The sequence below is a fragment of the Streptomyces sp. NPDC127595 genome (assembly GCF_042671685.1).
In the GTDB taxonomy this organism is placed as follows: Bacteria; Actinomycetota; Actinomycetes; order Streptomycetales; family Streptomycetaceae; genus Streptomyces.
This window is the reverse complement of record NZ_JBHXWK010000010.1, coordinates 15,726-34,850: the sequence shown is the minus strand read 5'-3', so window position 1 is coordinate 34,850 and position 19,125 is coordinate 15,726. Positions and strand designations below refer to the sequence as shown.

Below are 19,125 nucleotides of genomic sequence, written 5' to 3'. Positions count from 1 at the left end.
GCCTCGCGGTCCTACGGCAGCGTCTTCTCGTACGAGTTGTCCTGGTCGGGGTCGTAGACGAGCCCGCCGCCGTTCATGTGGGTCTGGTTGCCCGGGCGGCAGTCACGGTCCGTGTCCGAGGCCTCGCGTGGCGGTAACGGTTCCGGGATCACCGGGCCGGTTGTGAGACCGTGGGGAAGGAGTACGGGAATGGGCTCGGGTACCTCGGGCGTTTCCGCGAGGGCGTCCCCGGGTGATCCCCGGTGGGTCGGCTCAAGATCCAATCGCTCGGAAAGCCGGGCGAGTTTACCCATCCTCACCAATACCTATGCGTTGTGCGGCCAGATTTTCTTCCCCTAACAGGTTGAACTTTTGTTGATCGTGGGTCAGTTGGCCGCCCGATCGCCCTACCCTTCAGAGGGTGAACCAAGTGACGTCCCGAGAGTCCGAGGCCGACCTCCCCGGGGAAGCCGTGCTCCCCGGCGCGCTGCCCGAGGCACTGCGCGCCGAACTTGTCGCGTTCCGCCGCGACTTGCACATGCACCCCGAGCTCGGCAACCAGGAGTTCCGCACCACCGCGGCGCTCAAGGCCCGCCTGGAGCTGGCGGGCCTGCAGCCGCGCGTGCTCGACACCGGTACCGGACTCATCTGTGACATCGGCGACCGGGACGGCGCAGGCCCCATGCTCGCCCTGCGTGCCGACATCGACGCGCTGCCCATCCCGGACACGAAGACCGAGTGCGCCTACCGCTCGACCGTGCCCGACCGCGCGCACGCCTGCGGACACGACGTGCACACCTCCGTCGTGCTCGGCGCCGGTCTCGTCCTCGCCGAGCTGCACCGCGAGGGGCGGCTGCCGCGTCCGGTGCGGCTGATCTTCCAGCCCGCCGAGGAGGTGCTGCCCGGTGGCGCCCCCGACGCGATCGAGTCGGGCGTCCTCGAAGGCGTCGGGCGGATCATCGGCGTGCACTGCGACCCCCGGGTCGACGCGGGGCGCATCGGGTTGCGGCACGGCGCCATCACCTCCGCGTGCGACCGGCTCGAGGTCGCACTCGACGGCCCCGGCGGTCACACCGCGCGCCCCCACCTCACCACCGACCTCGTCACCGCCGCCGCGCGCGTCGCCACCGACGTCCCCGCCCTGGTCGCCCGCCGCACCGACGCGCGCAGCGGGCTCGCGGTGACCTGGGGGCGCATCGAATCCGGGCACGCCTGCAATGTGATCCCGAACCACGCCGAGCTCTCCGGGACCGTGCGCTGCCTGGACCTGGCCGCCTGGCGGGCCGCGCCCGACCTGGTGCATGCGGCGATCGACGAGATCGCCAACCTCTACCGGGCGAAGTCCGAGATCAACTACATCCGCGGTGTTCCGCCCGTCGTCAACGATCCGGCCGTCACCGACCTGCTGCGTGCCGCCATGACCGTCCGGCGGGGTGTGCACTCCATCGAGGACACCGAGCAGAGCCTGGGCGGTGAGGACTTCTCCTGGTATCTGGAGCACGTGCCCGGCGCGATGGCCCGGCTCGGGGTGCGCACCCCCGGCGAGCGCGTCCCGCGCGACCTGCACCAGGGCGACTTCGACGCCGACGAGTCGGCGATCACGGTGGGCGTGGAGCTCTTCACCGCGGCGGCCCTGCTCGACGGGGATCCTCTGCTCGGCACGGAGCCCCTTCTCGACACCGGTCTGTGAGGGAGAGGCGCGACCCCGTCCGTCTTGGTCCTCGGGGTCGCGCCCTCCGCCGGGTGCACACCGCCGTGCCCGGCGCCCGTATCGCCGCTCCGGTAGCGCCCCCCACCCCTGCGTCGTAGCGTGGTGTCCGGACACTCGTAACCGCTTGCCCAGTCACGCATGCCGCGCAACCCGCACACGGATCGTCACCGGCACAGCAGGTGCTCTGTCCCCAAGTGCACCTTTCGACCCCATAGTTCACAGGGACGTAACCGGCCATCGGCACGAATGGATAACGGCCAAGTGAAACCCCGTTCCCTGAACTGTCTACGCGCGTTAATGTGCGCCGAACTCAGCACCCACTGCGGGGCTTTGGAGAATGGGGAACCTTCAGATGCGTCGGATATCCAGCCTGACCCGTGTCGCGGTGGGGGTCGCGTCGCTCGCACTCGCGGCCACGGCCTGTGGCGGCACCAGTAACGATGCAGGCGGCAGCAGCAGCAGCGAGAGCAGCGGTGGCAAGGGTCTCGCCATCGCCTACGACATCGGTGGCAAGGGCGACCAGTCCTTCAACGACGCGGCGTACGCGGGCCTGGAGAAGGCGAAGGCCGAGTTCAAGTACGAGACCGCCGACATCGAGCCCACCGACGGTGAGACCGACGCCGACAAGGAGCAGCGGCTCGCCTCGCTCGCCAAGCAGGGTTACAACCCGGTCATCGGCATCGGCTTCGCCTACGGCCCCGCGCTGACGGCCGTCGCGAGCAAGTACCCCGACACCACCTTCGGCATCGTGGACTCGGAGGTCGAGGGTGCCAACGTGGCGTCCCTCGTCTTCGCCGAGCAGGAGTCCTCCTACCTCGCCGGTGTCGCCGCCGCCAAGGCCACCAAGACCAACACCGTCGGCTTCGTGGGCGGCGTGGACATCCCCCTGATCCACAAGTTCGAGGCGGGCTACAAGCAGGGCGTCGAGGACACGAACCCCAAGGTCACCGTCCTGTCGCAGTACCTGACGCAGACCGCCGAGGAGGGCGGCTTCTCCAGCCCCGACAAGGGCAAGGCCGCTGCCGAGGGCCAGCTCGAGAAGAACGCGGACGTCATCTACCAGGCCGCCGGCCTCTCCGGCCAGGGTGTGATCGAGGCCGCCGCCAAGGACAAGAAGTGGGCGATCGGCGTTGACTCGGACCAGTACAACCAGGAAGCCCTCGCCCCCTACAAGGACTACATCCTGACCTCCGCGCTCAAGGACGTCGGTGGCGCGGTGTACTCGCTCGCCAAGTCGGTGAAGGACGGCACGCCGCTCACCGGCACGAAGACCTTCGACCTGAAGGTGGACGGCGTCGGCCTCGCCGACAGCAACCCGAAGATGGCGGAGATCGCCGGCCTCACCGACGCCGTGGCCAAGGCCAAGGCGGGCATCATCGACGGCACGATCAAGGTCAAGACCGAGTAGCGAGCCGCCCGCAAGGGCGTACGCGAACAAAGTCACATCAAGCGGGCGGGTGCCGGAAGGCGCCCGCCCGTCGCCGTGCCCGCCGCAGGTCACCCACCGCCACCGCGCCTTTGCGGTCGGCAAGTCTCTACCCACCAAATGAGCGCCGTCGGGCACAGCCGCATAACAAGGTGGACAGAAGGGGTTTTCTAGTTGGTCTACGCGCGTTAATCTGCGGCGAAGCCAGCGCCGAAGTCGTTCCGTCAGGCGCTTGTACGACAGGAGCACAACTCATGCGCCGGGTTCCCCGCATCGCGCTCGCAGGCGCTGCGACCGCGTCTCTCGCCCTCGTTCTCTCCGCCTGTGGCGGCACCTCGACCTCCGCAGGATCGTCGGAGTCGAAGGGCGACCTGGGTCTCGCCATCGCCTACGACGTCGGCGGCAAGGGCGACCAGTCCTTCAACGACGCCGCGTACGCGGGCATGGAGCAGGCGCAGAAGGAGTTCGGCTACAAGACCGCCGACGTCGAGCCCACCGACGGTGAGACCGACGCCGACAAGACGCAGCGCCTGGTCTCGCTGGCCAAGCAGGGCTACAACCCCGTGATCGGTATCGGCTACGCCTACGCGCCGGCCATCAAGGAAGCCGCGGCGAAGTACCCCGACACCACCTTCGGCATCGTCGACGACTCCACGGTCGAGACGGCGAACGTCGCCGACCTGGTCTTCTCCGAGCAGGAGGCCTCCTACCTCGCCGGTGTCGCCGCCGCCAAGGCCACCAAGACCAACACCGTCGGCTTCGTGGGCGGCGTGGACGTACCGCTGATCCACAAGTTCGGTGCGGGCTTCGAGCAGGGCGTCAAGGACACGAACCCCAAGGTGACGGTCCTGTCGCAGTACCTGACGCAGACCGCGGAGGAGGGCGGCTTCTCCAGCCCCGACAAGGGCAAGACGGCCGCCGAGGGCCAGATCGAGAAGAAGGCCGACGTCGTCTACGCGGCGGCCGGTCTGTCCGGCCAGGGTGTCATCGAGGCCGCCTCCGCCAGCAAGGTGTGGGCGATCGGTGTCGACTCCGACCAGTACAAGCAGGAGGCTCTGAGCAAGTACAAGGCCTCCATCCTGACGTCCGCGACCAAGGACGTCGCCAAGGCGGTCTACAACCTCGCGAAGTCGGTCGAGGACGGCAAGCCCGAGACCGGTATCGTTCGGGGCGACCTGAAGTCCGGCGAGGTCGGCCTCGCCGATTCCAACCCGGCCTTCAAGGACAACACCGCTATCCAGGACGCCGTAGAGGCAGCCAAGGAGAAGATCATCAGCGGCGAGATCAAGGTCAAGACCAGCTGACGAGCCAGGGGGTGTCGTTTGGATCACCTCGGATCAGGCCGCGGCGCGTGGTGCGGTGCATCGCAAGGCGGAGCATGACCCGCGTACTGGGCGTACTCGGGTGATGCGACAACGCGGCGAGGTGCCGTGCCAGGCGTCGCGGACCCGAGGTGATCCGAACGACACCCCCTGGACCTCAGGAGCAGCCGAGCGGCTCCGGGGAAGTTCAGGAAGGTCCTCCGGGGCCGCCCGCTCTTCCCCGGAGCTGCTTGGTAACCGCGGGGTTACGTCCGCTCAACGGGATACGGGGAGTCTGGCTCTCCGTATCCCGTTCTCGCGGCGCGCCGCCCCTTAAGTTGCCGTAGGGGCGCTACGCGCGTAGACGACCCCCTTTCCCTCAGGAGATGCGCCATCAACGCGTCCAGCAGCCCTCCGGCCGGCGCGGTCAACGGTCAGGTGACCGCAGTCGAACTCGCCGGGATCACCAAGCGGTTCCCCGGCGTCGTGGCCAACCACGACATCCACCTCAGCGTCCGCAAGGGCACGGTCCACGCCCTCGTCGGTGAGAACGGCGCCGGCAAGTCGACACTGATGAAGATCCTCTACGGCATGCAGAAGCCGGACGAGGGCACCATCGCCGTCGAAGGCGAGCAGGTCACCTTCTCCTCGCCCGCCGACGCCATCGCGCGCGGCATCGGCATGGTCCACCAGCACTTCATGCTCGCCGACAACCTCACCGTCCTGGAGAACGTCGCCCTGGGCAGCGAGAAGCTGTACGGCATCGGAGGCAAGGCCCGCCGCAAGATCCTGGACCTCTCCAAGCGGTACGGCCTCGGGGTGCGCCCCGACGTCCTGGTCGAGGAACTCGGTGTCGCCGAACGGCAGCGCGTGGAGATCCTCAAGGTCCTCTACCGCGGCGCCCGCATCCTGATCCTGGACGAGCCCACCGCGGTCCTCGTCCCGCAGGAGGTCGAGGGGCTCTTCGCCAACCTGCGCGAGCTCAAGTCCGAGGGACTGTCGGTCATCTTCATCTCGCACAAGCTGGGCGAGGTCCTCTCCGTCGCCGACGACATCACGGTGATCCGCCGCGGGACCACGGTCGGTACGGCCGTCCCCTCCGAGACCACCTCGCGTCAGCTCGCCGAGCTGATGGTGGGCAGCGAACTGCCGACCCCGGAGACCGCCGAGTCCACGGTCACCGACCGGCCGGTCCTGACCGTCACCGACCTGCGCCTGGTCGCCCCCGGCGGCAAGGCCCTCCTCGACGACATCACCTTCACCATCCACGCGGGCGAGGTCCTCGGCCTCGCCGGTGTCGAGGGCAACGGCCAGACCGAGCTGATCGACGCGCTGATCGGCCTCAAGGCCGCCGACTCCGGCACGATCACGCTGGCCGAGGAGGAGATCACCACCTGGGCCACCCGTAAGCGCCGCGAGCAGGGCATCGGCTACATCCCCGAGGACCGGCACCGCCACGGCCTGCTCCTGGAGGCCCCCCTCTGGGAGAACCGCATCCTCGGCCACGTCACCGAGAAACCCAACGCGAAGGGCGTCTGGCTCGACATCAAGGGCGCCCAGGCCGACACCCGCCGGATCGTCGAGGAGTACGACGTCCGCACACCCGGCATCGACGTCACCGCGGCCTCCCTCTCCGGCGGCAACCAGCAGAAGCTGATCGTCGGCCGTGAGATGAGCGCCAAGCCGCGCTTCCTGATCGCCGCCCACCCCACCCGTGGTGTGGACGTCGGCGCGCAGGCCCAGATCTGGGACCAGATCCGGGAGGCCCGCCGCGAGGGACTCGCCGTACTGCTGATCTCCGCCGACCTGGACGAGCTGATCGGTCTGTCCGACACCCTCCGGGTGATCTACAACGGCAAGCTGGTCGCGGACGCCAACCCGGCCACCATCACCCCGGAGGAGCTCGGCACGGCGATGACCGGCGCCGCCACCGGACACCTGGAGAACGAGGAGCTCGCCGAGCAGGTGGAGCTCGAAGAGCAGGCCGGGCGGGCTGAGCAAGTCGAGCCCGAGCCGGCCGAGACCACGGCAGAGACCCCGGACGCCCCGGAAGACGAGGCCCGCTGATGAAGAAGTTCGACAAGGAGCGACTGCTCCTCGCGGTGGCCGGACCGGTCATCGCGCTCGTCGTGGCCGTGGCGCTGACCTCGGTCGTGCTGATCGCCTCGGGCAAGAACCCGATCGAGCCGTACACGCTCATGTTCGAGCAGGCCGGGTACTCCGACATCCAGGTCCTGATCATCAACCAGGCCTCGATGTACTACATCGCGGCGCTCGCGGTCGCCATCGGCTTCCGGATGAACCTGTTCAACATCGGTGTGGACGGCCAGTACCAGCTCGCCGCCATGATGGCCGCGGTCGTCGGCGCCCATGTCGCGCTGCCGGCCGTCCTCCAGGTCCCGCTGCTGATCCTGACCGCGGTCTGTACCGGCGCGTTCTGGGCCGGCATCGCGGGTGTCCTCAAGGTCACCCGCGGGGTCAGCGAGGTCGTCGCGACGATCATGCTCAACGCGATCGCTACCTCCGTCATCGCCTACCTATGGCTGCCCAGCGTCTTCGGCGTCAAGGTCGGCAACAACAACACCACCGGCGAGATGGACAAGTCCGGCTGGGTGCCCGGCTTCAACATGGGTGACGCCGGCGAGATCTACGGCCTCGTCGTCCTCGCGGCGCTGCTCGGCATCGGCTACTGGGTCGTCCTCAACCGGACCCGCTTCGGCTTCGACCTGCGCGCCTCAGGCGCCTCGGAGACCGCCGCCGCGGCCAGCGGTGTGAACCCCAAGCGCATGGTGCTCACCGCCATGCTGGTCTCCGGCGGCCTGGCCGGCCTCGCGGGCCTGCCGATCCTGCTCGGCGACTCCCACACGTACAGCCTGAACTTCCCGACCGGCATCGGCTTCCTGGGCATCGGCATCGCCCTCCTCGGCCGTAACAGCCCGACCGGCATCGCCTTCGCGGCTCTCCTCTGGGCCTGGCTGGACAAGGCGTCTCCCGAGCTCGACTACAACGGCTACGACAAGGAGATCGCGGTCATCATGCAGGGCCTGATCGTGCTCTCGGTCGTCGTCAGCTACGAGGCCGTGCGCGAGTGGGGGCTGCGCCGCCAGCAGCGTCGCGTCGGCGCGGAGCTTGCCGCGGGCCATGTCCTCGGCGCCTCCTCCGAAAACGACTCCAAGAAGGAGGTGGCGGGCCGATGACCACCGCAACCGACGTCAACCAGCCCTCGCTGGAAACCCCGCCCCGCAGCGGCCGCCGGCTGTCGCTCCCCGTCCTCCTGCTGGTCATCGCGGGCGGCCTGGCGCTGACCTCGATCGTCCGCATCATCACCGGCGCCGACGGCATCACCAACGTCAGCCAGATGTCCACCGCGCTCCAACTGGCCGTCCCGATCGGCCTCGCCGGTCTCGGCGGTCTGTGGGCCGAGCGCGCGGGCGTCGTCAACATCGGCCTCGAAGGCATGATGATCCTCGGCACCTGGTTCGGTGCCTGGGCCGGCTACCAGTGGGGCCCGTGGACCGGTGTCCTCGTCGGCATCATCGGCGGCTGCATCGGCGGTCTGCTGCACGCCATCGTCACGATCACCTTCAACGTCAACCACATCGTCTCCGGTGTGGCCATCAACATCCTGGCCCTCGGCGCCACCCGCTACCTCGCCCCGCTCGCCTTCGAGGGCGTCCAGGGCGGCTCGGCCAAGCAGTCCCCGCCGGTCGACTCGCTCGGCAGCTTCACGGTGCCAGGACTCTCCGACGGGCTCAGCACGCTCAACGAGAAGGGCTGGTTCTTCCTCTCGGACATCGCGGGCCTGCTCGGCGGGCTCGTCACCGATGTGTCCTGGCTGACCCTGATCGCCATCGCGCTGATCCCCGCCACCTGGTGGATCCTCTGGCGCACCCCCTTCGGCCTGCGCCTGCGGTCCTGCGGCGAGAACCCGATCGCGGCCGAGTCCCTCGGCGTCAACGTCTACAAGTACAAGTACATCGCCGTGATCATCTCCGGCGGTCTGGCCGGCCTCGGCGGCGTCTTCCTCTCCATCGTGGCCAACCCCTTCTACCTGGAGGGCCAGACCAGCGGACGCGGCTACATCGGACTCGCCGCGATGATCTTCGGCAACTGGATGCCGGGCGGACTCGCCATCGGCGCGGGCCTGTTCGGCTACACCGACAGCCTCAACCTGCGCGGCGGCTCCGAGAACGTCCACGCGCTGCTGCTGCTCGCCGCCATCCTGCTGCTCATCGGCGCGGTCTGGCTGGTCATCAGGAAGAAGTACGTGCCTGCCGTGATCACGCTGGTCATCGGCGTGCTGGTGTTCCTCTGGTACGCCCTCACCAACGAGGTCCCGAACCAGGTCGTCTCCGCCACGCCGTACGTCATCACACTGCTCGTGCTCGCGCTGTCGGCGCAGCGTCTGCGGATGCCGAAGGCGGACGGAATGCCGTACCGGAAGGGGCAGGGCAAGTGACCTCCGCCGACGAGGGTTCCGCTGCCGTCGAGGGTTCGGTCGCCGTGGACTGGGATGCGCTGCGCGAGGTGGCCCGCGTGGCCATGTCCCGTGCGTACGCCCCGTACTCGGGCTATCCGGTCGGTGTCGCCGCGCTCGTGGACGACGGCCGGATCATCTCCGGCTGCAACGTCGAGAACGCCTCGTACGGGGTCGGGCTGTGCGCCGAGTGCGGTCTGGTCTCCGAGCTGCAGAACACCGGCGGTGGCCGGCTGACGCACTTCACCTGCGTCGACGGGCGGGGCGATGTTCTCGTTCCGTGCGGGCGCTGCCGTCAGCTGCTGCACGAGTTCGGCGGGCCGGGTCTGATCATGGAGACCCCGGCCGGGATCCTGACGCTCTCCGAGATGCTGCCGCAGGCCTTCGGGCCGGAGTATCTCAACAAGTAACTCCGTGCGGCCCCTCCTGACCGACCGACTGGTCACCGGGTGGGGCCGCTCACCTTTCGGAAGGAAAGCCATGGCTGTGTTGTCGTCGTCGATGGACGCCGTCTCCGTCATCCGCACCAAGCGGGACCGCGGGGAGCTCAGCGACGAGCAGATCGACTGGGTCATCGACGCGTACACCCGCGGCGAGGTCGCCGACTACCAGATGGCCGCCCTCAACATGGCGATCCTGCTCAACGGCATGGACCGCCGGGAGATCGCCCGCTGGACCGCCGCGATGATCGCCTCCGGCGAGCGTATGGACTTCTCGTCGCTGTCCCGCCCGACCGCCGACAAGCACTCCACGGGCGGCGTCGGCGACAAGATCACGCTCCCGCTGGCACCCCTGGTGGCGGCCTGCGGCGCGGCGGTCCCACAGCTCTCGGGCCGCGGCCTCGGCCACACCGGCGGCACCCTCGACAAGCTGGAGTCGATCCCCGGCTGGCGCGCGCTGCTGTCGAACGAGGAGATGCTCGCCGTGCTGGACGGCGTCGGCGCGGTGATCTGCGCGGCGGGCGACGGTCTCGCCCCCGCCGACAAGAAGCTGTACGCGCTGCGCGATGTCACCGGCACGGTCGAGGCGATCCCGCTGATCGCCTCGTCCATCATGTCGAAGAAGATCGCCGAGGGTACGGGCTCCCTGGTCCTGGACGTGAAGGTCGGCACCGGCGCCTTCATGAAGACGATCGAGGACGCCCGTGAACTCGCCTCCACGATGGTCGGGTTGGGCACGGACCACGGAGTGAAGACGGTCGCGCTCCTGACGGACATGTCGACGCCACTGGGTCTGACGGCCGGCAACGCGCTCGAAGTACGGGAATCCGTCGAGGTGTTGGCGGGTGGTGGCCCCTCGGACGTCGTCGACCTCACCCTCGCCCTGGCCCGCGAGATGCTCGACGCGGCGGGTGTGAAGGACGCCGACCCGGCGAAGGCGCTGGCCGACGGCTCCGCGATGGACGTCTGGCGCCGCATGATCGCCGCGCAGGGCGGCGACCCGGACGCCGCGCTGCCCGTCGCACGCGAGCAGCATGTCGTCACGGCGCCCGAGTCGGGCGTGCTCACCCGCCTCGACGCCTACGACGTCGGCATCGCCGCCTGGCGCCTGGGCGCCGGACGCGCCCGCAAGGAGGACCCGGTGCAGGCGGGCGCGGGCGTCGAGCTGCACGCCAAGCCCGGCGACACCGTGACCGCGGGCCAGCCCCTCCTCACCCTCCACACGGACACCCCGGAGCGCTTCGAGTACGCGCTTCAGTCGGTCGAGGGCTCGTACGACATCGCTGCTGCGGGCACGGATTTCAAGGCCGCCCCGGTGGTGCGGGAACGTATCGCCTGACCTGGTGTTTCATCGCTGCGTCGGCGGGCGGTGCCTCCTGCGGGGGTGCCGCCCGCCGACGAAGAATCCGGGGACCGCGATGAGTTCTCCGCTCCCCGCCGGTCTACTGGGTGTGGATGCCACGACACCCGCCGTACTTGTGCTGCCAGGGCCCGTCGCCAAGGACGAGGTGCCCCGGCTCTGTGACGACGTGCGGGCGAGGCTGGAGACAACCGGCAGCGGGGTCGTGGTGTGCGATGTCGCGGGGCTCGGGCCGCCCGGTCTGGCCGCCGTGGACCTCCTGGCCAGGCTGGAACTCGCCGCGCGGCGAGCGGGGGGACGGATACGCCTGCGGAACCCGTCCCCGGCCCTGCGCGCGCTACTCGACCTGGTCGGACTCCGCTTCGACTCCGTGGATGCCGTGGCTCCCCCGGACGGCGTCGACGGCTTCGCTCCCTTGAGTCCCTTCGGGACCTTCGAGCCGGAGGGGCAGGCCGAAGAGCGGGAACCAGCGGGGGGTGTCCAGGAAGCAGTGGAACCCGGTGATCCGGCCCTTTGAGATCTCCAGCACCTGCACGGCCCAGGGCGAGAAACCGCCCTGCTCCGGATCCGGCTTGTAGTGCGCGAAGCCCGGGAGGCCATTGACCTCCACCGGCACCAGCCGGGAGTTCGCGCAGCCGGCGCCCAGCGTCGTCATGAAGCCCGTGATGTCCTCCGTGCCGACCAGCCACAGGTCGAACGGCGGCATCGTCATGATCGCGTCCTCGTGGAGCAGCGCCGTCAACGCCGTCATGTCGTACCCCTCGAAGGCGGCGACATAGCGCTCCAGGAGCTTCTGCTGCTCCTCGTCGAGCGGGTCGGCGGTGGCGGCGTCCGCCCCGGCTCCCTCGCTCTCCGCGAGGGTCGCGCGGGCCCGCTGGAGCGCGCTGTTGACCGACGCGACCGTCGTGCCGAGCAGCTCGGCGACCTCGCTCGCCTTCCAGGCGAGGACCTCGCGCAGGATCAGCACCGCGCGCTGCTTGGGCGGAAGCTGCTGCAAAGCGGCCATGAAGGCGAGCCGCACCGACTCCTTCGCCACCGCTGCCTCGGCCGGGTCGGTGACCTCGGGGAGGACGCGGGCGGTCGGCATCGGCTCCAGCCAGGTGTGGTCCGGGCGCGGGTTGAGTGCGGCCTGGGCGAGCGGTGAGGGAGCCGTCAGGTCCATGGGGCGCGCCCTTTTGTTGCCCGCGTTCAGCATGTCCAGGCATACGTTCGTCGCGATGCGGTACAGCCAGGAACGCATCGAGGAGCGGCCCTCGAACTTGTCGTAACTGCGCCAGGCGCGGACCATCGTGTCCTGCACCGCGTCCTCGGCCTCGAAGGAGGAGCCGAGCATCCGGTAGCAGTACCCGGTCAGCTCGACCCGGTGCTTCTCCAGCCGGACGTCCAGGTCTGTCGTCGTCGCCGTGCCGTCGCTCATAGCCAACCCACCCCTGTGGCCGTTTCCGCCGCGCCTTCGCGACGTACTTCGGAAGCTACCGCAGCCCACTGACAATGGCCTGGGGAGTGGGGAAACGTGCAGGTGGGAGGGGGGCGGGCGATTGGTTTTTCGCCCCCTCCGCCCCTGCTGCAGTCGTTTCAGCCCGTCCGGCGTTTGAGGACGAGCGCGTTCAGCGCGAAGCGGGGGTCTGGGGGCGGCAGCCCCCAGGAGCAAGGGACGGGCAGGGGCGGAGGGGGCGAGAAACCTCAGTGCGCCGGCACCGGCCCCCGTCGGGCCTGCATCCGCGCCGAGTGGGAGCCGAACACCGTGATGGCGACGACACCGAGTACGGCGAGCAGGCCGAGGGAGACCGTCCCCGCCCAGCCGCCGGCGTGGAAGGCGACGGCCCCCAGCGTGCTGCCGACGCTGGAGCCGATGTAGTACGCGGACTGGTAGAGCGCCGAGGCCTGGGCCCGCCCCCGGGTCGCCGTATGGCTCACCGACGACGACGCCACCGCGTGCCCCGCGAAGAACCCCGCGGTGATCAGCACAAGCCCGAGCAGGATGAGCGGCAGCGAGTCGGCCAGGGACACCAGCAGACCCGCGGTCGTCGTACCGCCCGCGAGGTACAGGGAGCCCCGCCGACCCAGGCGGGCGACCAGCTTCCCCGCCGTGGACGCCGACACCGTACCCACCAGGTACACCAGGAAGATCGAGCCGATGATGCCCTGGGGGAGGGAGAAGGGCGCCTCGGTGAGGCGGTATCCGATCACCGTGTACACCCCGCCGAACACCGTCATGAACAGCGCGCCGATCGCGTACAACCGGCACAGCAGCGGGTTGGCGAGATGGTCACGGACCGTGCGGACCAGCACCCGCGGCCGCAGTGAACCGGCCGTGAAGTGCCGAGGTGCGGGCAGTAGCAGGCGGAAAGCCACCGCGCACGCCACCGCGATCAGGCCGATCACACCGACGGCGACCCGCCAGCCCCACTCCTGCGCGACCCAGCCGGTGATCACCCGCCCGCTCATGCCGCCGACGCTGTTGCCCGCGACGAACAGACCGATCGCGGTGATGAGTGCCTTCGGCCGGACCTCCTCGGCCAGATACGCGGTCGCCGACGCCGGCAGCCCCGCGAGCGCCGCGCCCTGCACGGCGCGCAGTGCGATCAGCGCGCCGATCGAAGGGGCGAAGGGGACCAGCAGGCCGACCGTCACGGCCACCACCAGCGACGCCGTCATCAACGTACGGCGTCCGAACCGCTCCGACAGCGCGCTCATCGGGAGGACGAACAGCGCCAGGGCGCCCGTCGCGGCCGACACCGTCCAGCTCGCGTCACTCGCGCTGACGGCGAAGTCGTGCGAGATGAGGGGGAGGAGCGCCTGCGTGGAGTAGAGGAGCGCGAAGGTCGCGACGCCCGCGAGGAAGAGGGCGAGGCTCATCCGGCGGTAGCCGGGGCCGCCCGGGGCCATGCGCGAGTCGGCAGGGGCAGCAGGGACGGCTGGAGCGGGAGCGGTGGTCGCGGCGTCCACGGTGGTGGACGCCCCGGTACTGGCAGAAGGCATGCTTCGAAACTAAAGTCCCGCCACTCATCCGTCCAATGCATGGAAACGCCATAATCGTTCCTGTGATGCATGAGCAGAGGTCAGAAGCGCACCTGTCACCGTCCAGTGACACAGAAGACATCGTGGCGATGCTCGTCCCGCGCCTCGCGTACTTCGCGGGAGTGGCCCGCACCGAGCACGTCACGCGGGCCGCGCAGGAGATGGGGGTGCCGCAGTCGACGCTGTCGCGGGCCATGGTGCGGCTCGAACAGGACCTCGGCGTCGAGCTGTTCGCGAGAAGGGGACGGACGGTCTCGCTCACCTCGGCCGGCCGTACGTTCCTCGGTTCCGTCGAACGGGCCCTCGCCGAGATCGAACGCGCCGCCGACGAGGTGCGCGCGGACGCCGACCCGGCCACCGGCAAGGTCGCGTTCGGCTTCCTGCACACCATGGGCTCGGAGACGGTCCCCGAGCTCATCCGCGCCTTCCGCGCCGACCACCCCCGCGTCCGCTTCAGCCTCGTCCAGACCTACGGTGAGGCGATGCTGGAACGGCTGCGCTCCGGAGAGCTGGACCTGTGCCTCACCTCGCCCGTGCCGGACGCGCCCGACCTGGTGGGCCGCCGCCTCGACGAGCAGAAGCTCCGGCTGGTCGTCCCCGCCGACCACCGCCTCGCCGGCCGCAGACGCATCCGCCTCGCCGAAGCCGCCGACGAGACCTTCGTGACCCTGGAACCCGGCTACGGTCTGCGCCGCATCACCGACGCCGTCTGCCGGGAGGCGGGTTTCAAGCCGAGGGTCGCCTTCGAGGGCGAGGAGGCGGAGACGCTACGGGGTCTCGTCGCCGCCGGCCTCGGAGTGGCCCTGCTTCCGCCACCGGCCTTCGCCCGCCCGGGAGTTGTCGAGCTGACGGTCACCGCCCCGCGCGCGGTGCGCGAGATCGGCGTCGCCTGGCTCGACGGTCACCCGGACACCCCGCCCGTCGCCGCCTTCAAGAAGTTCCTGCTGTCGCGGCGGGGGCACCTGCTGCCGGAGTGAGCCGCTGCCGCAGGGCCCGCGTGAGCAGCCCGTGCCGCGGCGCCAGGAGCCAGGTGACGATGAAGACGCCGGTCAGCACGACGACCACCGAACCACCGGCCGCGAGGTCGTAGGCGTACGACACATAGAGCCCGGCCACACTGCCCGCGCAGCCGATCCCGGAGGCGAGCATGGTCATCGCCCACAACCGGTCCGTCAGCATCCGGGCCGTCGCCGCGGGCGTGATCAGCAGCGCCAGGACGAGTACGTTGCCGACGGCCTCCAGCGACATCACGATCGTCGCGGTGACGACGACGTACAGCGTCAGGTCGAGACGGAAGACCGGCAGGCCGGCCGCGCGGGCGGTCTCCCGGTCCAGGCTGACGGCGACCAGTTCCTTGCGCAGCGCGAGGACGACGACGACCAGCACCGCCCCGATCCCGGCCACCGTCCAGACGTCGGTCGCCGACACCGCGAGCACCTGCCCGAACAGGAACGACGACAGGTCCGTCGTCCAGCTGTCCCGCGTCGACACGAGGACGATCCCGAGCCCGAACGCGAAGGCGAAGAACACCCCGATGACGGTGTCCTCCTTCAGCCGCCGGTTCTGCGACACGAACGCGATCAGTACGGCGGTGGTGATCCCGGCGGCCGCCCCGCCGAGCAGCAGGTTCCCCTCGAAGGTGTAGGCCAGCGCCACACCGGGGAACGCCGAGTGCGCCACCGCGTCCCCGATGAACGCCATCCCGCGCAGCACGACGTACACCCCGACGACCCCGCAGACCAGCCCGACGACGGCCGCGACGGTGAACGCCCGCTGCATGAAGGGCAGTTCCCAGGGGTCGAGCAGAAAGTCGATCATGCCCTGGCCCCCGTCGGTCCCATCGCCCGGTCGAGGCCGAACGCCCGCAGCATCTGCTCCGGGTCCGCGAGCAGTTCCGGGCCGCCCTCCGCGACGACCGTGCCGTTGATCAGCACCACCCGGTCACAGGTGCGGGCGGCGGCCGCCAGGTCGTGGGTCGTCATCAGCAGCGCCTTGCCCTGTTCGCGGGTGAGTTGTCCGAAGAGGTCGTTCAGCAGGTGCTGGGTCGGTACGTCGACTCCGGTGAACGGCTCGTCCAGCAGCAGGAGTTCGGGTTCGGCGGCGAGGGCGCGCGCCACGAGCACGCGCTGGCGCTGCCCGCCCGACAGCTCGCCGATGGGCCGGCGGCGGAGCGCGGTGAGCCCGGTCAGCTCCAACGCCCGGTCGGCCGCCGCCCGATCGGCGGCGCGCGGCACCCGCAGCCAGCCGATCGACCGCGTACGTCCCGTCAGCACGGCCTCCGCCACATCGACGGGGAAGTCCCAGGCGAACTCGTGGCGTTGGGGCACGTAACCGATGGGCGACGTCTCGGCGCGCACCGCCCCCGAGGCGAGCGGGACAAGCCCGAGGACCGCCCTCAACAGGGTCGTCTTTCCCGCGCCGTTGGGACCGATGAGCCCCACCAGCTCGCCCCCGTCGACGCTCAGCGAGGCCCCCCGCAGGGCCGGGCGCCCGCCCAGGACGACGGACGCCGAGTCGACCGTGAGCAGAGTGCCGCTCACACCTCCTCACCCGTACGGCGGCGACGTACGGCCCAGACAGCGCCCGCGCCGGCCACCGCGAGACCGGCCGCCACGGAACCCAGCAGGACGGGGTCGTCCGCTCCGGTGTGGGCCATGGATCCGGAAGGGTCGCCACTCGCGGTGGTGTTGTCGTCTGTCGTCTCCGAACTCCCGGAGTCTCCCGCCGTGTCCGAGGGGGCACCCTCCCCGCCGGACACCTCCGAGGGATCCGTGTCGTCCCCGACCACGAAGGCCAGCGTCTCCGTGTCGCTCACCTTCGTCCCGTCCGTCAACTGCCCGGACATGGTGAACGTCAGCCGGTACGTCCCCTCCTTCTGGAAGGCCCAGCCGCCGTGCGCGTGGGTGTTCTGGGCGACATCGAAGGAGTCCGGTACGCCGTCCGCGCTGTTGAACAGCACGTCGGCGCCCGACAGCCCGTCGTACGTGTAGAGCGCAAAGTCGCCCGGTCCTGCGGCCTTGTCGAGCGAGAACCTCACCTCGCCCTTGGCGGCTCCCGACGCGATGTTCTCGGTCGACCAGCCGGGCCACAGCAGCCCGTCCTGCTGTATCTGGTCGAGCAGCCACACCGGGTCGCCGGCCTTGCCGAGGAATGCGAAGTCGTCGTTGTCCGGGATGGTCTTCTCGGCAGCCGGCTTGACGTGCAGCACGAGGGAAGAGGGTTCGCGCCAGGTGGTCTTCCCGGCGACGGTTCCGTCTTTGACGTGGATCTGCATCTTCCCGCCCACGACCCGGGCGGCGATGTCGATGTGCCCTTCGTCGAGGGTGGTCCTGGTGGAGACGACGGTCACGTTGTCCTCGGCGGCCGACTGGACTTCCTCCGCGGCGAGTTCGGTGGCCTGCCGGGAGTTCTGCGCGGTGAACACCGAAACGGCGGGAGCCTCGGTCACCTTGGTGACAGGAGTCGTGGCGGCTGCCGGAGGTGCGAGCGAATCCGCCTCCTCGGTACCCGCTTCCGCTTCCGCTTCCGCTTCCGCGATGACCGCGTCCCCGACGAGTACCTGATACCGCGCCTCGGCCGCCCCGTCCGTCCGGAAGACCAGCTCATACGCCCCCGCGGTCGCGAACACCCAACGGGCGTCGTCCTCTTGGCCCTCGGAGGTGACCGCCCCCGGCCCCTCGGCCCCGCTCAGTGACCAGCCGTCCCGGCCCCAGCCGGTCTCGTCGGCCGTCACCTCCCACACCCGGGAACCCGCGAAGTCCTCGCCGCCCTGGGAGACGACCACCCGGTGGGTGTCGTCCACCTTGACCACCGGCGCTTCGCCGCCGTCCGCCGCGAGGGCGACACCCCCGCCCACCGCCAGAGAGGCGGCCAGCGCCACCACCGTACAAACCCTGCCGCGCATCAACTCGCCTCTCCGTCAAGGCACTTCGCGAGCTCGGTCGCGTTGTGCCGCATCATCGCCACGTAGTCGTGGACCTGGTCGTCGAACGAGTCGCCGTAGATCGTGCAGACGCGCACGTCCTCGTCCTCGGCGACCCGGCGCAGCACGTCGGCGCGGGCGGCGAGGTTCGGTTCGAGGAAGACCGCCGGGACGTTCTTCTCCCGGATGGTGGTGCCGAGTTCCTCGACCTCGGCGGCGCTCGGCTCCTGGTTCGGTACGGGGACGACGAAGCCCGCGACCTCCATGCCGTAGGCGTTCGCTAGATAGCCGAAGGCGTCGTGCGTGGTGATGAGCTTGCGGTTCTGCTCGGGGATCGTCGCGAGCGTGTCCGCGACCTCCTGGTCGAGCGCGCCGAGTGTCTTGAGATAGGCGGAGGCGTTCGTCTCGTACGCCGCCTTGCCGGCCGGGTCCGCCTTGATCAACTCGGCCTCGATGCGCCGCACATACGCCTCCGCGTTGGCGACGTCCTCCCACGCGTGCGGGTCCAGATCGCCGTGCACGTGCTTGCCGATGACCGCCTGCGGCAACACCCACAGGTCGGCGCCGGGCGCGCCCAGGAAGCCGTACGCGCCCTCCTCGGGCACTTCCTCCCTCGCCCGGTCCGGCACGTTGAGCGTGACCTCGTCGGTGGCGTGGTAGGTCCGCTTCCCGGTGGCGGGATCGTCGGAGCGTACGGACACCTTGTGCTGTTCCGCGTCGAAGGCGACGTCCGCGTGCCCGTCGTCGAGCACCGCACCACCGCCCTTGGGGGCCGCACCGCCGACCGAGAAGGTCAGCGTGCCGCTCCCGGCGCCCGAGCCCTCGACGGTCAGCCGGTACGAACCCGGCTTCGTGAAGGCCCAGTTGACGTGCGTGTGCGCCTCGGCGGGCAGCTCGAAGGAGTCGCTCTCGTCGAATCCGTCAGTGGAGTCGACGTAGCTCTGGGGGTTGCCGAGAGTGTCGGTGAGATAGACGTGCAGGTCGCCCGGACCTTCCAAGTCCGTTGCCCTGATCCGCATTTGGGCGCCGGCGCCGCCGAGGTCGCCCTCGACCGCCCACCCCAGCCACAGCACGTCGAGCCCGAGGTCCTCCTCCAGCTTGATGACCGTGCCGCCGTACTCCTCCAGCTTCTCGCTGATCTCGACCTTGGGCGCGTCCTCGCGGGCGTTGCTGTGGACCATCTTGGTGATCCCGGGCTCTTCGAGCAGCAGGCCGTTGCTGAACACCAGGTCGGCCCGCGCGACCGTCGCCGCGTCGCCGGGGCTCGGTTCGTAGGAGTGCGGGTCGCCGTGCTGCGGCACGATCGAGGTGACGTCTACACGGTCACTGCCGACCTGGCGTACCAGGTCGGCGATGATCGCGGTGGTCGTGGAGACCTTCAACTCGCCGGTGTCGGAGCCCGTTCGGGACCCGGCGCACCCGGCGCACCCGGCGCACCCGGCGAGCAGCGCCGCCGCGAGAGCCGCTCCTATAGCGCTTCTTGTACGC

16 protein-coding genes and 1 pseudogene are annotated in these 19,125 nt (G+C 69.9%); 10 read left to right on the top strand and 7 right to left on the bottom strand.

The window, feature by feature from the left end; all coding sequences use genetic code 11:
- Positions 1–11: 11 nt before the first annotated feature.
- Positions 12–152, bottom strand: a complete 141-nt coding sequence (locus tag ACFVKT_RS28665) for a hypothetical protein (RefSeq protein ID WP_385736715.1) — start codon at positions 150–152, stop codon at positions 12–14.
- Positions 153–400: 248 nt separating this feature from the next.
- Between ACFVKT_RS28665 and ACFVKT_RS28660 the strand changes: the two genes are divergently transcribed.
- From ACFVKT_RS28660 to ACFVKT_RS28620, 9 genes and pseudogenes are all read left to right on the top strand, one after another.
- Entirely contained in the window at positions 401–1,669 is a 1,269-nt protein-coding gene (locus tag ACFVKT_RS28660; protein WP_385736712.1) for an amidohydrolase, read from the top strand.
- Between the two features lie 373 nt (positions 1,670–2,042).
- A complete protein-coding gene (locus ACFVKT_RS28655) occupies positions 2,043–3,098 on the top strand; it encodes a BMP family protein (RefSeq protein ID WP_385736709.1) in 1,056 nt (351 codons plus the stop codon).
- 272 nt (positions 3,099–3,370) lie between these two features.
- Positions 3,371–4,420 carry a BMP family protein gene (locus ACFVKT_RS28650; RefSeq protein ID WP_385736706.1) on the top strand — a complete coding sequence of 350 codons (1,050 nt, stop codon included), beginning with the start codon at positions 3,371–3,373 and terminating at the stop codon, positions 4,418–4,420.
- Between the two features lie 435 nt (positions 4,421–4,855).
- Complete coding sequence (locus ACFVKT_RS28645; RefSeq protein ID WP_385736703.1) at positions 4,856–6,484, top strand: ABC transporter ATP-binding protein; 1,629 nt, start codon at positions 4,856–4,858, stop codon at positions 6,482–6,484.
- Entirely contained in the window at positions 6,484–7,614 is a 1,131-nt protein-coding gene (locus ACFVKT_RS28640; protein WP_385736700.1) for an ABC transporter permease, read from the top strand. The genes ACFVKT_RS28645 and ACFVKT_RS28640 overlap by 1 nt, the downstream gene beginning before the upstream one ends.
- Positions 7,611–8,876, top strand: coding sequence for an ABC transporter permease (locus tag ACFVKT_RS28635; protein WP_385736697.1), 1,266 nt, complete (start codon positions 7,611–7,613; stop codon positions 8,874–8,876). Before ACFVKT_RS28640 ends, ACFVKT_RS28635 begins: the two co-directional genes overlap by 4 nt.
- On the top strand, positions 8,873–9,304 hold the full coding sequence (locus ACFVKT_RS28630) for a cytidine deaminase (RefSeq protein WP_385736694.1): 432 nt from the start codon (positions 8,873–8,875) through the stop codon (positions 9,302–9,304). Before ACFVKT_RS28635 ends, ACFVKT_RS28630 begins: the two co-directional genes overlap by 4 nt.
- Positions 9,305–9,374: 70 nt before the next feature.
- On the top strand, positions 9,375–10,673 hold the full coding sequence (locus tag ACFVKT_RS28625; protein ID WP_385736691.1) for a thymidine phosphorylase: 1,299 nt from the start codon (positions 9,375–9,377) through the stop codon (positions 10,671–10,673).
- Positions 10,674–10,752: 79 nt separating this feature from the next.
- Positions 10,753–10,992: pseudogene (locus tag ACFVKT_RS28620) on the top strand (hypothetical protein); the annotation flags it as partial.
- A gap of 39 nt (positions 10,993–11,031) precedes the next feature.
- On the opposite strand, the gene ACFVKT_RS28615 reads toward ACFVKT_RS28620, so the two are convergent.
- Both ACFVKT_RS28615 and ACFVKT_RS28610 read right to left on the bottom strand, forming a co-directional pair.
- A complete protein-coding gene (locus ACFVKT_RS28615; RefSeq protein ID WP_385736688.1) occupies positions 11,032–12,111 on the bottom strand; it encodes a sigma-70 family RNA polymerase sigma factor in 1,080 nt (359 codons plus the stop codon).
- 266 nt (positions 12,112–12,377) lie between these two features.
- Entirely contained in the window at positions 12,378–13,676 is a 1,299-nt protein-coding gene (locus tag ACFVKT_RS28610) for an MFS transporter (RefSeq protein ID WP_385736685.1), read from the bottom strand.
- 65 nt (positions 13,677–13,741) lie between these two features.
- On the opposite strand from ACFVKT_RS28610, the gene ACFVKT_RS28605 reads away from it, so the two are divergent.
- Positions 13,742–14,692, top strand: a complete 951-nt coding sequence (locus tag ACFVKT_RS28605) for a LysR substrate-binding domain-containing protein (protein WP_385736682.1) — start codon at positions 13,742–13,744, stop codon at positions 14,690–14,692.
- Here the strand turns inward: ACFVKT_RS28605 and ACFVKT_RS28600 are convergent.
- The 4 genes from ACFVKT_RS28600 to ACFVKT_RS28585 are packed head-to-tail and all read right to left on the bottom strand — an operon-like array spanning position 14,646 to position 19,019.
- Entirely contained in the window at positions 14,646–15,533 is an 888-nt protein-coding gene (locus ACFVKT_RS28600) for an anchored repeat-type ABC transporter permease subunit (protein WP_385736679.1), read from the bottom strand. The genes ACFVKT_RS28605 and ACFVKT_RS28600 overlap by 47 nt on opposite strands.
- Entirely contained in the window at positions 15,530–16,255 is a 726-nt protein-coding gene (locus ACFVKT_RS28595; RefSeq protein WP_385736676.1) for an anchored repeat-type ABC transporter ATP-binding subunit, read from the bottom strand. The genes ACFVKT_RS28600 and ACFVKT_RS28595 overlap by 4 nt, the downstream gene beginning before the upstream one ends.
- Complete coding sequence (locus ACFVKT_RS28590) at positions 16,252–17,619, bottom strand: TIGR03773 family transporter-associated surface protein (RefSeq protein ID WP_385736673.1); 1,368 nt, start codon at positions 17,617–17,619, stop codon at positions 16,252–16,254. The genes ACFVKT_RS28595 and ACFVKT_RS28590 overlap by 4 nt, the downstream gene beginning before the upstream one ends.
- Entirely contained in the window at positions 17,619–19,019 is a 1,401-nt protein-coding gene (locus ACFVKT_RS28585; RefSeq protein ID WP_385736670.1) for an anchored repeat ABC transporter, substrate-binding protein, read from the bottom strand. Before ACFVKT_RS28585 ends, ACFVKT_RS28590 begins: the two co-directional genes overlap by 1 nt.
- Positions 19,020–19,125: the final 106 nt, after the last annotated feature.